This window comes from Rhodococcus sp. ACPA1 (genome assembly GCF_002300195.1).
Taxonomy (GTDB): Bacteria; Actinomycetota; Actinomycetes; order Mycobacteriales; family Mycobacteriaceae; genus Rhodococcus_F; species Rhodococcus_F opacus.
In genome coordinates this window covers 112,470-126,748 of sequence record NZ_NSDX01000011.1, presented here as the reverse complement: position 1 = coordinate 126,748, position 14,279 = coordinate 112,470, and the positions used below count along the sequence as shown (strand labels likewise).

The window sequence follows — 14,279 nt, the reverse complement described above, 5'->3', positions numbered from 1 at the left end:
ACCGGCTGGACGGTTCATCCCCGTGCCAGCTCACGAATCGGAAAGTCGCAGGAAGATAAATGTCTGTCTCCACGGATCGCGGGATCAACGACGCCTACGGCGCGCCAGGTCAGTCCTCCGCATCACGCCGAGACTGGCTCGGATTGGTCGTCCTGGCCTTTGCCGTCCTCCTGATCGCCGTCGACGGCACCGTGCTCGACCTCGCACTGCCGTTCATCAGCGCCGACCTCGAGCCCAGCAGCACGCAGCTGCTGTGGATCATCGACGTCTACTCGTTCGTCCTCGCCGGCCTGCTCATCACGATGGGTACGCTCGGCGACCGGATCGGGCGGCGTCGTCTGCTGCTCCTCGGCGCCGCCGGATTCGGCATCGCCTCGCTGATCGCGGCGTGGTCGCCGACACCCGAGATGCTGATCGCGGCCCGCGTTCTGCAGGGAATCTCGGGTGCGACACTGATGCCCGCGACGCTCGGTCTGATCCGCACGATCTTCGTCGACCCCCGCCAGCGGACCCTCGCCATCGGCGTGTGGGGTGCGATGGCCGGTGGCGGCACCGCGGCGGGCCCGCTGATCGGCGGCTGGCTGCTCGAGCACTTCTGGTGGGGCTCGGTGTTCCTGATCAACATCCCGGTGATGCTGGTACTGATCGCGGTGGGACCGCTGGTGATCCCCGAGTCGAAGGACCCCGCCCCGGGACGCTTCGACCTGATCAGCGCGGCGCTGTCGATGACGACGATGCTCCCGCTGGTGTACGCGGTCAAGGAGACCGTGGTGCACGGTGTCGACCCGGTGCTCCTCGCCGTCGGACTCGTCGGCGTCGTGTCCGGTGTGGTGTTCGTGCGCAGGCAGAAGGCGATGAAGGACCCGATGATCGACATCGGCCTGTTCGCCAAGCCGGCGTTCTCGACCGCTGTCCTCACCAACCTGCTGTCCATCTTCGCGCTGGCCGGTGTGCTGTTCTTCGGCTCGCAGTACCTGCAGTTGGTGCTGGGCAACAGCGCGTTCGAATCGGGTGTGCTGATGCTGCCCGGCATGCTGATGAGCGCGATCACCGCACTCGCGGCGGCCTGGATGGTGCGCCGGTGGGCCACCTCGCACGTGCTCGGCGGCGGTCTCGCGATCGCGGCCGTGGGTGCGGCATTGATGCTGACGCTCGGTGTGGACGGTGCCCCGACGATGTTCGTGATCGGCTTCGGCCTCGCAGGCGCCGGTGTCGGTATCGCACTGACCCTGACGTCCGACCTCGTGGTCAGCGCCGTCGAGCCCGAACGGGCCGGCGCGGCCTCCGCGGTGTCCGAGACCGCATACGAACTCGGCATCGCACTCGGTGTCGCGGTGCTCGGCAGCGTCGTCATGGCGATCTTCCGGAGCGGCCTCGACACGTCGATGCTGCCGCCGGAACAGGTCGAGCCAGCGCAGGGCACGCTCGGTGCCGCCGTCGCGGAGGCCCAGCACCTCCCGGAGACGGCCCGGACGGTGTTCCTGGAGTCCGCGCAATCGGCGTTCGTCGACGGCATGCATGTCGCCGCCGGCGCGACGGCCGTGATCCTGTTCGCGACCGCCATCCTCGTCCTGCGGATGCTGCGCGACCGTCAGGGTGAGCTGTCGAGCACCACGAACGAGTGACCCGGTAGCACCGTCGCCGACGCGGTCTCGTCCTGCGTCGGCGGCTCCCACCACAGCACGGGGGAGCCGCCGACCGGGACGCTCACCGGTTCGGCGCCCAGGTTGCACGCGAGACGAAGTGCACCGCGGTGCACCACGATCCACTGCTCCGCCTCGTCGTAGTCGACGGACAGGTTCTCGAGCCACGGATCCGTCAGCTCGGCGCGCTCCCGACGGAGGTGCAGCAACGAGCGATAGCAGTCGAGCAGCCGGGCATGCGGTTCGCGGACCAGTTCGTCCCAGTCGAGCTTCGACCGCTCGAACGTCTCCGGGTCCTGAGGGTCGGGAACATCGTCCGTGCTCCAGCCGTGCTCCGCGAACTCGGCCTTGCGCCCCTCCGCCGTCGCCCGCGCGAGTTCCGGTTCGGGGTGGGAGGTGAAGAACTGGAACGGGGTGCTCGCCCCCCACTCCTCACCCATGAACAGCATCGGCGTGAACGGCGAGCACAGCACGAGCGCGGCCTTGACGGCGAGCTGCCCGGAATCGAGATACGTGCCGGGGCGGTCGCCGATCGCCCGGTTGCCGATCTGATCGTGCGTGCACGTGTACGTGACCAGCGAACTGGCCGGGGTCCGGCGGGTGTCCAGCGGCCTGCCGTGGGTGCGACCGCGGAACGTCGAGAACGTGCCCGCGTGGAACCACCCCTGGCGCAGGGTGTCGGCGAGGCAGGCCATCGAACCGAAATCTCCGTAATAGCCCTGCCTCTCGCCCGAGACCGCGGCGTGGATGGCGTGATGCACGTCGTCGTCCCACTGGGCGTCGAGGCCGCAGCCGCCTGCCGACCGCGACGTGATCAGGCGCGGATCGTTGAGGTCGCTCTCGGCGATGAGCGTCAGCGGCCGTCTCAGGTGCGCAGACAGCCGGCGGGTCTCGATGGCCAGGTCCTCGAGAAGGTGGGTGGCGGTGTGGTCGACGAGCGCGTGGACCGCGTCGAGGCGCAGCGCGTCGATGTGGAACTCGCGGAACCACCGCAGCGCGTTGTCGATGATGTAGCGGCGGACTTCGCCGCTGTCCGGTCCGTCCAGATTGATGCTCCGGCCCCACGTGTTGGCGCCCTGTGCCAGGTACGGCCCGTACCGTTCGAGGTAGTTCCCGGACGGTCCGAGGTGGTTGTACACGGCGTCGAGGACCACGCCGAGACCGCGGGCGTGACATGCGTCGACGAGGGTCTGCAGCCCGTCCGGTCCGCCGTAGCCCTCGTGCACGGTGTACCAGAGAACGCCGTCGTATCCCCAGTTGTGGGTCCCGTTGAACCCGTTGACGGGCATCAGTTCCACGAAATCGACGCCGAGGGCGACGAGATGGTCGAGCTTGTCGACGGCGGCTGCGAACGTGCCCTCCGGGGTGAACGTGCCGACGTGCAATTCGTAGACGACGGAGCCGGCGAGCTGCCGCCCGGTCCACCGCGAGTCGGTCCAGAGACTCTCGTCGAGGGTGTGGAGCTGCGACGGACTGTGGACTCCGTCGGGCTGGCGCGGTGACCGGGGATCGGGAAGTGGGGTGTCGCTGTCGTCGAGGAGGAACGCGTACCGGGAATCCGGCGACGCGTCGACGTCGGCTCGCCACCATCCGTCCGGTGACGGGGTCATGTCGTGGCGTCGGCCGTCGACCTCCACAGAAACGGATTCCGGAATCGGGGCCCATACCTCGAATGTGTGCACCCGATCAGCATGCCTCGACGCGGCGGGCCGTGCAGGACAGTCAGCTCTCGGGCGTGCCGGAGTCCTCGACCTCCTCGATGATCTCGGCGCCGAGAACGGACAACCGGTGTTCCTCGGCGTCCTGCACGGTGCCGAAGTCCTGCTCCTCGAGCACGTTACGGTCCTTGTCGAGGTATCGATACGTAGCCATGTCCCCACGATGGCACACGCCGGCAGAGATGGCGGCGAGTCGGCCCTTTCGCCCCGGTTCCGGAAGTAGCAAGCTGAGAGTACGGACTCGAACGTCGCGAGGAGCAGTCATGCACGTAGCAGTGGGAGACCGGTTGCACGTTCAGGGCAGGGTGGTCGGAGTGCACGAGACGACCGCCGAGGTCGTGGAGGTACACGGAGAGAACGGCGAACCGCCCTATCTCGTCCGGTACGACGACGGCCACGAGGCGCTCGTGTTTCCCGGATCCGATGCCTGGGTGGAACATCCTAAGTCGTAGGTATCGGGCGTTTCGCCTGGTCGATGTGTGGCGAATCGCTGTGCCATATCGGTTGCACGATTGATGTATCGAATGCGTCTATCGTGAGTCCATGCCCGAATCCGCCAAGAGGCCCTACAGTTCTCCGCTGCGTGCGGAATCGGCGCGCCGGACCCGTCTCCTCGTCCGGGACGCCGCGGCCCGGCTGTTCATCGACCGGGGATACGTCAGCACGACGGTGCGGAACGTGGCCGAGGCCGCCGGGGTGTCGACCCGCACGGTGTTCACCGCGTTCCCCGGTGGCAAGGCGGAACTGTTCCACGAGGTACTTCACGCGGCCATCGAGGGTGATGCCGCCGCGGCCCACACGCCCGTGCCCCGGGACGGCGACCCGGTCGAACGGATCCTCGACCAGATGGTGGGATTCAGCACCGACGTCCTGGAGCGGGCCGGGACCCTGATGACGACGTCGATCGAATCCTCGGGAGCGGACGACGACATGCGGCGGTTCGCCGACGAGGGCGCGCGGGCCTCGGCCGAGAATGCGATGACGCTCGCCGAGGGACTCGCCGCGCACGAACTGCTGCGTCCCGAGATCTCCGTCCAGCGGGCCGCCGACGTGCTGTTCACGGTCGTGTCGCCGCAGGTGTACTCCATGCTGCGCCGGCAGTGCGGGTGGGACGTCGACGAGTACCGGAACTGGGTGAAAGCCACAATCCGGGCGAGTCTGCTCCACTGATGGGGCGCGCCTACGGCAGCAGGATGAATTTGCCCGCCGCGTGCGGCTTCCGAAGATCGGCGTGAGCGCGCGCCGCCTCGGACAGTGCGTACGTGCGCGCGACGCGCACCCGAACGTCGCCGTTGCCGGCGAGGTCGACGAGGAAGACGCGGGCCCGCTTACGCGGTTCCATCCCTTCCGGCCCCAGCGCGCCCACGACTCGGAAACCGGCTTCGGCCGGCCTCGGACCCGGGACGGTCGTCACCAACCGCGACCGGTCCCGCACCAGTTCCACGGAGACGTCGATCGCCTCGTCGCTGCCCGCGGTGTCGATGACGGCGTCCACCCCGTCCGGTGCCAGGACGCGGACCCGATCGCTCAGGCCGGCGCCGTAGGACACGGGGGCGGCGCCGAGCGAGCGGACGTAGTCGTGGTGCTCGGGGCGCGCCGTGCCGATGATCGTGGCACCGCGGGCCCGCCCCAACTGCACGACGAACGACCCCACGCCGCCGGCCGCTCCGTGCACGAGCAGGAGGTCGCGGGTGCCGACGTTCGCCGTGTCGAGGGTGTCGACCGCGGTGGCACCCACCGCGAGAAGTCCGGCAGCCTCGTTCCACGGCAACGACGCCGGCTTCGGGATCACTGAATCACCGGACACGACAAGTCGATCCGCGTACGACTCGGACACCGGATACACGATCACCTCGTCACCCACCGAGATCGGGCCCACCGGTCCCGCCGCGGCGTCACCCACCTCGGCGACGACGCCCGCGGCCTCGCTACCCAGCCGCATGGGCAGGGCGTCCGGGTCGGCGCCGAACGCGCCGCTGTAGAGCTTGTAGTCGAAAGGGTTGACCCCGATGGCGCGAACCTGGATCACCACCTCGCCGGGGGCGGGATTCACAGCCTCCGCGTCGACGACCGCGAGGACCTCCGGCCCTCCGTACGCCCGGGCAACCACGCGTCGCGACATACCAGAGCCAGTACCCCTGTGAGTACTTGTTAACCGCGGGCGGTTAGGAAGTACTCACAGGGCCAGAAGCGCAACGGGATACCGGGAGAACAGTCTCGCGGTGTCGACTCGGCCGCCGGCGTACGTCGCGGACGTGAGCAGGTCGGTCCAGGTGCCGTCCGGGAGGGAAACGGTGGTGTCGCCCCAGCTGCGTTGCTCCAGGCCGACGGTGTGGCGGGTGGCCAGCGCCACGACGTCCGCGGACGACCCCCGGGGGCCGCGGGCGGAACCGATCAGATGCTCCGCCGCGGTTCCCGACGCGAAGACCGGCGCATAGGTCCCGCCGACGAAACTGTCCGGACGTTCCCGGCGCAGGCGCAGAGCCGTGCGGACGACGTGCATCTTCGCCGCGCCCGTCGCATCGAGCGGAGGAGCGCCGAGTCCCGCGAGCACGCTCCGTCGCACGTCGTAATCGACGGGACGGCGATTGTCCGGGTCGACGAGCGAGTCCTCCCACAGCTCGGTTCCCTGGTACACGTCCGGGATCCCCGGTCCGCACAGCTGCAGGAGCTTCTGGCCGAGCGAGTCCGACCAGGCGTGCGGGGCCAGCTGGGTGCACAGCGAACCGAGCGCCTTCCCGACCGTGCCGTCGATCACCGTGTCCAGCCAGCGGTGGAGGTCGCTCTCGAAGTCTTCGTTCACGTCGTGCCACGACGTCCGGGTCCCGGCCTCACGGACCGCTTTCTCCGCGTAGGCGTGGACGCGGTCGCGGAAGTCGGGCACGTCGCCCGCGGCGCGGCCGTCGACCGGCCACACCCCGAACAGGTTCTGCCACAGAAACAGTCCGGTGACGGGATCGGGGCTGGGTGCGATGCGTTCCCACTGATCGACGCATTCGGCCCACAGGTCCGGCACCTGCGACAGGATGCCGATCCGGGCCCGGACGTCCTCCCCGCGCTTGGTGTCGTGCGTCGAGAGAGTCGTCATCGCCCGCGGCCACCGGGTGGCTCGCTCGGCTGCGGCCAGGTGGAATTCGGCGGGGGAGACGCCGACGTTCGCCGGATTGCCACCCACCTCCTGCAGCGACACCAGCCGGGCGGTGCGGTAGAACAGGCAGTCCTCCACGGACTTCGCCATCACCGCACCGCACACCTGCTGGAATCGGGTGGCCGCCTCACCGCCGGCGATCAGGGCGGCGGCGAGGGCGGACAGCGCGTCGGACCGTTGCGGTTCACGCCGCAGGACGTCACCGATCACGCGCTTCGCCAGCCCGGCGAGCGGACTGTAGTCGGACCGGTACACGGGCATGGCCGCGACGACGGCCATGACGGCGTCGCGCAGGTCCGCATCGCTGCAGTCGGTGCCGGTCTCCGCGCGGATCGCACGGACGAGGCGCCGGACCTCCGGGGCGAGGATGGTTCCGGCGACGTCACGTTTGATCGCGGTTTCGTGCTCGTGAATCCACGTCGCGTCACCCCGGGCACCCGTGCGGGACGCCGACAGGGCAGTGAGCGCGGGAGCTCCCGACGCGTCGACGAAGACGCCGCCGAGTTCGGCCAGTGCGTCGTAGCCGGTGGTGCCCGCGATCGGCAGGTGGTCGTCCAGTGGTTCGGTGTGACCGAGGATCTTCTCGATCACGAGCCACCGGTCCGCGCCGATCAGCCCGCGCAGCCGGTCGAGATACTCGGCCGGATCGGACAACCCGTCGGGATGGTCGATGCGCACTCCGTCGATCAACTCGTCCGCCACCCAGCTCCGCAGTTCGCGGTGCGACGCCTCGAACACCTGCGGGTCTTCCTGTCGGATACCGGCCAGCTCGCTGACCGCGAAGAATCGGCGGTATCCGATGAGCGCGGAGTTCCACGGGACCAGGCGGTAGGACTGCGCGTCGTGCACCGCCTGCGGGTCGGTTGCGTCGGTGCCGGTGGCGATCGGGAACCGGTGCTCGTAGAACGCGAGCAGCGGCTCGGGTCCCGAGCGGTCGACGGTGAGGGAGTCGAGATCGGCGTCCGATCCGAGGACGGGCAGCGCGAGTCGCCCGCCCGCGCCGTTGTCGTCGCTCCAGTCGATGTCGAAGAAGGCGGCGAACTCGGAGCGGCGACCGTGCGTGAGGACGTCCCACCACCACGCGTTCTCCCGCGGATTCGCGACACCCACATGGTTGGGGACGAGGTCGACGACGATGCCCATGCCGCGGCCACGCAACTCCTGGGACAGCGCGGCCAGCGCCTCCCGCCCACCGAGCGCCGGGGACACGCGGGTCACGTCGGTGACGTCGTAACCGTGGGTCGATCCGGTCGTGGCCGTCAGGATCGGCGACAGATAGACGTGGGAGATCCCGAGGTCGTCCAGGTAGTCGGCGACGGCGGCGGCGTCCGCCAGGGTGAAGCAGTCACCGCGTAGTTGCAGTCGGTAGGTGGCCGTGATCGACATCGTCGTCCCCGGCTCAGGCGGTCCGGCGCAGCACGACCAGCGACCGGGCCTCGACCTGCAGCGGATTCCCGGCCTTGATCACCGCTTCCTTCGCCCCCGTCGGGACGGCGGTGTCGAGCACGACCGCCCATTCGTCGGCGTAATCGGAATTCGGCGTGGAGAACTCGATCTCCTCGTCGTGCGCGTTGAAACACAGCAGGAACGAGTCGCCGACCACCCGCTCACCGCGGTGGTTGGGTTCGGGGATGCCCTCGCCGTTGAGGAAGACCGCCAGCGACTTCCCGAAACCGCTGTCCCAGTCCTCGGGGGTCATCTCCTCACCGGCCGGGGTGAGCCACGCGATGTCGCGGGTCTGGTCACCGCTGCGGATGGGGGTGCCCTCGAAGAACCGGCGACGACGGAACACCGGATTCTTCATGCGCAGTGCGATCACCCGTTTGGTGAACTCGACCAGGTCGGCGTTGGAGTCCGCCAGCGACCAGTCCATCCACGACAGTTCCGAGTCCTGGCAGTACACGTTGTTGTTCCCCTGCTGAGTGCGGCCCATCTCGTCGCCGTGTGCCAGCATCGGCGTCCCCTGGCTCAGCAGCAGGGTGGCCAGGATGTTGCGGCTCTGCCGCCCGCGCAGATCGAGGATCTCCGGATCGTCCGTCGGTCCCTCGACACCGCAGTTCCAGGACCGGTTGTGGCTCTCGCCGTCGTTGTTGCCCTCGCCGTTGGCCTCGTTGTGCTTCTCGTTGTACGACACCAGGTCGTGCAGGGTGAACCCGTCGTGGGCGATGACGAAGTTGATGCTCGCGCCGGGGCGGCGCCCGGTCGCCTCGTAGAGGTCGGACGAGCCGGTGAGCCGGGACGCGAATTCGCCGAGCGTCGCGGGTTCGCCGCGCCAGTAGTCGCGGACCGTGTCCCGGTACTTGCCGTTCCACTCCGTCCACAGGCCCGGGAAGTTGCCCACCTGGTACCCGCCCTCGCCGATGTCCCACGGTTCGGCGATGAGCTTGACCTGGCTGACGATCGGATCCTGCTGGACGAGGTCGAAGAACGCGGAGAGCCGGTCGACGTCGTGCAGTTCACGGGCGAGCGTGGACGCGAGGTCGAACCGGAATCCGTCGACGTGCATCTCGGTGACCCAGTACCGCAGCGAGTCCATGATCAATTGCAGCGTGTGCGGGTGCCGGGCGTTGAGACTGTTCCCGGTGCCCGTGTAGTCCATGTAGTGCTCGGCGTCGCCGTCGACGAGCCGGTAGTAGGCGGCGTTGTCGATGCCGCGGAACGAGATGGTCGGACCGAGGTGGTTGCCCTCGGCGGTGTGGTTGTAGACGACGTCGAGGATGACCTCGATGCCCGCCTCGTGGAACGAGCGGACCATCGCCTTGAACTCCGACACCGCGGCGCCCGGCTTCTCCGCCGACGAATACCCGGTGTGCGGGGCGAGGAAGCCGAACGTGTTGTAGCCCCAGTAGTTCCGCAGTCCCTTGTCGAGCAGCGTCTGATCGTGCATGAACTGGTGTACCGGCATCAGTTCGATCGCGGTGACACCGAGGTCGACGAGGTGGTCGATGATCACCGGATGCGCGAGGCCCGCATACGTGCCGCGAAGCTCTTCCGGCACACCGGGATGCGTCGCCGTCATGCCCTTGACGTGGGCCTCGTAGATCACGGTGTCGTGGTACGGGTGTTTCGGTGCGCGGTCGGCAGCCCAGTCGAAGAACGGGTTGATCACCACCGTCGTCATCGTGTGGCCGAGCGAGTCGTGTCCGGGCAGTCCCGGCGTCGAGATGTCCTCGGGCTCCGCGGTGAGCTCGGCGTCGTCCTGGGCCTCGATGTCGTCGTCCGAGTCGACGATCTCGACGGCATCCTCCGATTCCTCCGGGGCGGGCTCGGCGGGCGCGTCGATGTCGTAGGAGAACAGGGACCGGTCTCCGTCGAACTCGCCGTCGAACGCCTTGCCGTAGGGGTCGAGGAGGAGCTTGCTGGGGTCGCAGCGGTGCCCGGCCGCGGGATCCCAGGGACCGTGGATCCGGTACCCGTACCGCTGACCGGGAACGACGGTCGGCAGGTACGCGTGCCACACGTAGCCGTCGACCTCGTCGAGGCGCACGCGCGTCTCCGTGCCGTCCTTCGCGATCAGGCACAGGTCGACCGCCTCGGCGACCTCGGAGAACAAGGAGAAGTTCGTCCCGGCCCCGTCGTAGGTGGCGCCCAGGGGGTAGGCGCTGCCGGGCCACACGGGAATGGGCGTGGTGCCGGTCGACTCGCTTGCTTCCATATCGAGAACACTAGCCCGCGTTCGCGTCGCTCTCAGCTCGACGAGAGCGGGCTAGCGGCCCGGGGTGGAGCTTCGTGCGGCAGCAAGCATTCCGGTTGTGATCTTCCGCACGTCCTCGCTGGTGCACACGTACGGCGGCATCGCGTAGATCAGGTTCCGGAACGGCCGCAACCACACCCCGGCGGCCACCGCCGCCTCGGTGGCGGCCCGCATGTCGACGGGTTCGGCGAGTTCGATCACGCCGATCGCGCCGAGCACCCGGACGTCCCGGACACCGGGGAGTTCCCGGGCCGGTGCGAGTCCCGATTCGAGTTCGCGGCGCACGGTCTCGACCTCGCCTCGCCAGTCGCGCGACAGCAGGAGTTCGATCGACGCCACCGCGACGGCACAGGCGAGCGGGTTGGCCATGAACGTGGGACCGTGCATCAGCCCGCCGGCGTCCCCGGCGCTGATGGTCTCGGCGACGTCGGTGGAACAGAGCGTCGCCGCGAGGGTCATGTACCCGCCGGTGAGGGCCTTGCCGACGCACATGATGTCGGGTCGGGCGCCGGCGTGGTCCGCGGCGAACAGCTCGCCGGTGCGGCCGAATCCGGTCGCGATCTCGTCGAACACCAGCAGCAGCCCGTGCTCGTCGCAGATCCGCCGCAGCTCCGACAGGTACCGGGGGTCGTGGAAGCGCATACCACCGGCGCCCTGCACCACCGGTTCCACGATGACGGCCGCCAGCTCGTCGGTGTGCGAGGCAACCAGACGCTCGAACTCCGCGACGTACCGCGGGTCGAACTCGCGGGGCGGAGGTCCCGCGAAGACCTGCCGTGCCAGGACGTCCGTCCACAGGGAGTGCATGCCGCCGTCCGGGTCGCAGACGCTCATCGGGGCGAACGTGTCGCCGTGATACCCGCCGCGCCAGGTGAGCAACCGGTGTCGCTCCGGCCTGCCGCGACTGCGCCAGTACTGCAGGCACATCTTGACGGCGACCTCGACGGACACCGAACCGGAATCGGCGAGGAACACCTTGTCGAGTCCGTCCGGGGTGATCTCCACGAGCAGCTGGGCCAGCCGCGCGGCCGGTTCGTGGGTGAGCCCGCCGAACATCACGTGACTCATCCGCCCGAGCTGCGCCGTCGCTGCCGCGTCGAGGACGGGATGCCGGTAGCCGTGGACCGCGGCCCACCACGAACTCATGCCGTCGACGAGTTCACGTCCGTCGGCGAGAGTGAGGCGCGTCCCGCTCGCCTCGGCCACCACGAGCGGGGTGGTCGAGGCGGGGAAGGCGCCGTACGGATGCCAGAGCAGCGAGGCATCGAGGGACGTGATGTCGTCGACGGACAGGCTCGGGGAGGTCACGGTCTCGACCCTAGCCACCCGAAGAAAACCGGGCCCACCCGGGTTGAACACCGTTCAAGTCGCGTATCGTGCCGGGGGTGAGTACCGACCGCACCTTCACCACCTGGCTCGACGACGTCGAGGACCAGCGGCGCGCCGCTGGACTGCGCCGCGAGTTGCGTCCACGCACGCCCGGCGACGCGCTCATCGATCTGGCGTCCAACGACTACCTCGGACTCGTACGGCACCCGGAGGTGCTGCACGGCGCGATGACCGCGCTGCGCCGGTGGGGTGCGGGGGCTACCGGCTCGCGTCTGGTCACGGGATCGACCACCGAACACGAACTGCTCGAGACGGAACTCGCCGAGTTCGTCGGTGCCGAGGCCGGGCTGGTGTTCTCCTCCGGGTACACCGCGAACCTCGGTGCCGTCACCGCGCTGTCCGGCGCCGGATCGCTGATCGTCTCCGACGCGGGTAGCCACGCGTCGCTGGTCGACGCGTGCCGGCTGTCCCGGGCCCGCGTGGCCGTCGCACCGCACTCAGATCTCGACTTCGTCCGCAGCGCACTGGCCACCCGGCCGGAGGAGCGGGCGCTGGTCGTCACCGATTCGGTGTTCAGCGCAGACGGTGATCTCGCACCCCTCGTCGACCTCCACCGGGTGTGCCGCGACCACGGGGCGTTCCTCGTCGTGGACGAGGCGCACGGCGTCGGAGTCCGCGGCACAGGGGGCCGCGGACTCGTGCACGAGGTGGGGCTCGCCGGCGAACCCGACATCGTCGTCACGGCCACGCTGTCGAAGTCGCTGGCCAGTCAGGGCGGTGCGGTGCTGGCGTCGGAGAAGGTGCGCGCGCATCTCGTCGACGCCGCGCGCACGTTCATCTTCGACACCGGACTGGCGCCCGCGGCCGTCGGCGCGGCGCGGGCGGCGCTCGCCGTTCTGCGGCGGGAACCGCACCGTGCCGAGTCGGTCCTGGACCGTGCGCGGGATCTCGCGCGGTTCACCGGCGCAGGGACACCCCAGTCCGCCGTCGTCTCCGTGATCCTCGGCGACCCGCAACGCGCCGTCGACGCCGCCGCCTCCTGCCGCGAACAGGGACTGCACGTCGGCTGCTTCCGGCCCCCGTCGGTGCCGGAGGGCACGTCGCGTCTGCGGCTCACCGCGCGCGCGACGCTCGACGCGGACGAACTGGCGCGGATCGAAGCCGTGCTGACCGACGTCCTGGCGGGAGCCTCGGCGTGAGCATCCTGGTGGTCACCGGCACGTCGACGGACGTCGGTAAGACGGTGGTCACGGCGGCGCTCGCGGCGGCTGCGCGCAAGGCCGGCCTGTCCGTGGCGGTGTGCAAGCCCGCGCAGACCGGCGTCGCCCCGGGAGAACCGGGCGATCTGGCCGAGGTCACCAGACTGTCCGGCGTCACGGCGGTGGTGGAACTCGCTCGCTACCCCGAACCACTCGCTCCCGACACCGCGGCCCGGCGCAGTGGACAGCCGATGCTGCGGTTCGCCGACGTCGTCGAGACGGTCCGCGCACTCGACGACCGGCACGATCTGGTGCTCGTCGAGGGTGCGGGCGGCCTGCTGGTGCGATTGGGCGCCGAGGGCTTCACGCTCGTCGATCTCGCGCGCGCCCTCGACGCACCGGCTGTCGTGGTCGCCGCGGCGGGCCTCGGCACGCTCAATCACACCGAGCTCACGATCCGGGCACTGTCGTCGGCCGGTCTCGCCTGCGCCGGAACCGTGATCGGGTCGTGGCCGGACGAGCCCGGGCTCGCCGAGCGGTGCAATCTCGACGACCTGCCGGCCGTGACCGGGGTCGACGTCGTCGGCTCGGTGCCCGCGGGCAGCGGGCGCCTCGGCTCCGCGTCGTTCGGCGCGGCCGCGTCCACGTGGTTCGACGACACTTGGCTGAAGGCGACGCTCACGGGGCTCTGAGCTCGTGCCGTCAGGATTCGGCGAGCACCGACAACACGTTGCCTGCGGGGTCGGTGAACCAGGCGATGTCGGGACCGTTGCCGCGCATGATTCCCTTGTCGTCCTGATCGAAACCGTCGTACCGCAGGAACCGGATCCCGCGCTCGGTGAGCGCGTCGACAGCCTTCTCGACGTCGTCGACGGCGAAGTTCAGGATGGTGAACGTCGCCGGCGTGTGGTCGGGCTTGGGGTAGATCAGCACCACGGGGCCCTTCGGGAGATGCAGGCCCAGCAGGCCCATCTCCTCCTCGGTGACCTCGAGGCCCAGGGTGTCGGTGTAGAAGGACTTGGCCGCGGCGATGTCGTCGACGGCGAATCCGCTGAATGCTCGCGCATTGCTCAACATGTCTGTTCTCTTTCCGTGCAGTCGGTCAGGACATCTCGGCCCGCGCCTGCGCGCTGAGTTGGATGATCTGGACGTAGTTGCCGTCGGGGTCCACCGTGGTGCCGAACCAGCTGCCGTCACGATCCTCGAGCGGGGACAGCCACGTCGCGCCGAGTTCGTCGATCCGGTCTGCTGCGGCGCGCGCGTCGGTGACCTCGACGTTGAGGAGTACGCGTCCGGGCTCGGGATTCGTGTCGCCGACGTCGTCACGCCGGTCGAGCATGATGTAGAAGCCGTCGAAGTCGAGGACGTCGTAGCCCGGCTCGCCGGGGGTGCGTTCGACCTTCGGCGAGAATGCCGCGGTATACCAGTCCCGTAGTCGGTCGGGGTGAGTGCTGGCGAGCAGGATGCTTCCGATCGTGGCGTCGGCCATGATGTCCTCCCGGTGGGTGTGCGTTGTCGGTGGTCCTGCAGATATGGACTCGGCCGCCC

13 protein-coding genes are annotated in these 14,279 nt (G+C 69.2%); 5 read left to right on the top strand and 8 right to left on the bottom strand.

Going from position 1 to position 14,279, the window contains the following annotated elements; genetic code table 11:
• The first annotated feature begins 59 nt into the window (after positions 1-59).
• A complete protein-coding gene (locus CJ177_RS36950) occupies positions 60-1,625 on the top strand; it encodes an MFS transporter (protein ID WP_095870131.1) in 1,566 nt (521 codons plus the stop codon).
• On the opposite strand, the gene treZ is transcribed toward CJ177_RS36950, so the two are convergent.
• Complete coding sequence (gene treZ / locus CJ177_RS36945) at positions 1,592-3,325, bottom strand: malto-oligosyltrehalose trehalohydrolase (protein WP_095870130.1); 1,734 nt, start codon at positions 3,323-3,325, stop codon at positions 1,592-1,594. The genes CJ177_RS36950 and treZ overlap by 34 nt on opposite strands.
• A 40-nt stretch (positions 3,326-3,365) precedes the next feature.
• Complete coding sequence (locus tag CJ177_RS47705) at positions 3,366-3,515, bottom strand: hypothetical protein (protein ID WP_005260252.1); 150 nt, start codon at positions 3,513-3,515, stop codon at positions 3,366-3,368.
• 109 nt (positions 3,516-3,624) lie between these two features.
• Between CJ177_RS47705 and CJ177_RS36940 the strand changes: the two genes are divergently transcribed.
• Positions 3,625-3,813, top strand: a complete 189-nt coding sequence (locus CJ177_RS36940; protein WP_005247576.1) for a DUF1918 domain-containing protein — start codon at positions 3,625-3,627, stop codon at positions 3,811-3,813.
• A gap of 91 nt (positions 3,814-3,904) precedes the next feature.
• Positions 3,905-4,531: a TetR/AcrR family transcriptional regulator gene (locus CJ177_RS36935; RefSeq protein ID WP_005247575.1), complete on the top strand. Its 627-nt coding sequence runs from the start codon at positions 3,905-3,907 to the stop codon at positions 4,529-4,531.
• Positions 4,532-4,541: 10 nt separating this feature from the next.
• Here the strand turns inward: CJ177_RS36935 and CJ177_RS36930 are convergent, their stop codons facing one another.
• The 4 genes from CJ177_RS36930 to CJ177_RS36915 are packed head-to-tail and all read right to left on the bottom strand — an operon-like array spanning position 4,542 to position 11,511.
• Positions 4,542-5,483: an NADP-dependent oxidoreductase gene (locus tag CJ177_RS36930; RefSeq protein WP_061044206.1), complete on the bottom strand. Its 942-nt coding sequence runs from the start codon at positions 5,481-5,483 to the stop codon at positions 4,542-4,544.
• Positions 5,484-5,537: 54 nt separating this feature from the next.
• Positions 5,538-7,895 (bottom strand): malto-oligosyltrehalose synthase, encoded by a 2,358-nt coding sequence (treY, locus tag CJ177_RS36925; protein ID WP_095870129.1) that lies wholly within the window; start codon positions 7,893-7,895, stop codon positions 5,538-5,540.
• 13 nt (positions 7,896-7,908) lie between these two features.
• The gene (glgX, locus tag CJ177_RS36920) at positions 7,909-10,164 is read right to left on the bottom strand and encodes a glycogen debranching protein GlgX (RefSeq protein WP_025432864.1); all 2,256 of its coding nucleotides are present in this window, start codon (positions 10,162-10,164) and stop codon (positions 7,909-7,911) included.
• 51 nt (positions 10,165-10,215) lie between these two features.
• A complete protein-coding gene (locus tag CJ177_RS36915) occupies positions 10,216-11,511 on the bottom strand; it encodes an adenosylmethionine--8-amino-7-oxononanoate transaminase (RefSeq protein WP_005247571.1) in 1,296 nt (431 codons plus the stop codon).
• Positions 11,512-11,579: 68 nt separating this feature from the next.
• Here CJ177_RS36915 and CJ177_RS36910 point away from each other — a divergent pair, with 68 nt between their 5' ends.
• Both CJ177_RS36910 and bioD read left to right on the top strand, forming a co-directional pair.
• Complete coding sequence (locus CJ177_RS36910) at positions 11,580-12,731, top strand: 8-amino-7-oxononanoate synthase (RefSeq protein ID WP_095870128.1); 1,152 nt, start codon at positions 11,580-11,582, stop codon at positions 12,729-12,731.
• Entirely contained in the window at positions 12,728-13,423 is a 696-nt protein-coding gene (gene bioD / locus CJ177_RS36905) for a dethiobiotin synthase (protein ID WP_005247569.1), read from the top strand. The genes CJ177_RS36910 and bioD overlap by 4 nt, the downstream gene beginning before the upstream one ends.
• Before the next feature lie 10 nt (positions 13,424-13,433).
• Here bioD and CJ177_RS47700 read toward each other — a convergent pair whose 3' ends face one another.
• Both CJ177_RS47700 and CJ177_RS47695 read right to left on the bottom strand, forming a co-directional pair.
• On the bottom strand, positions 13,434-13,808 hold the full coding sequence (locus CJ177_RS47700; RefSeq protein ID WP_025432863.1) for a VOC family protein: 375 nt from the start codon (positions 13,806-13,808) through the stop codon (positions 13,434-13,436).
• A 25-nt stretch (positions 13,809-13,833) separates the two neighbouring features.
• On the bottom strand, positions 13,834-14,220 hold the full coding sequence (locus CJ177_RS47695; protein WP_025432862.1) for a VOC family protein: 387 nt from the start codon (positions 14,218-14,220) through the stop codon (positions 13,834-13,836).
• Between the last annotated feature and the right edge of the window lie 59 nt (positions 14,221-14,279).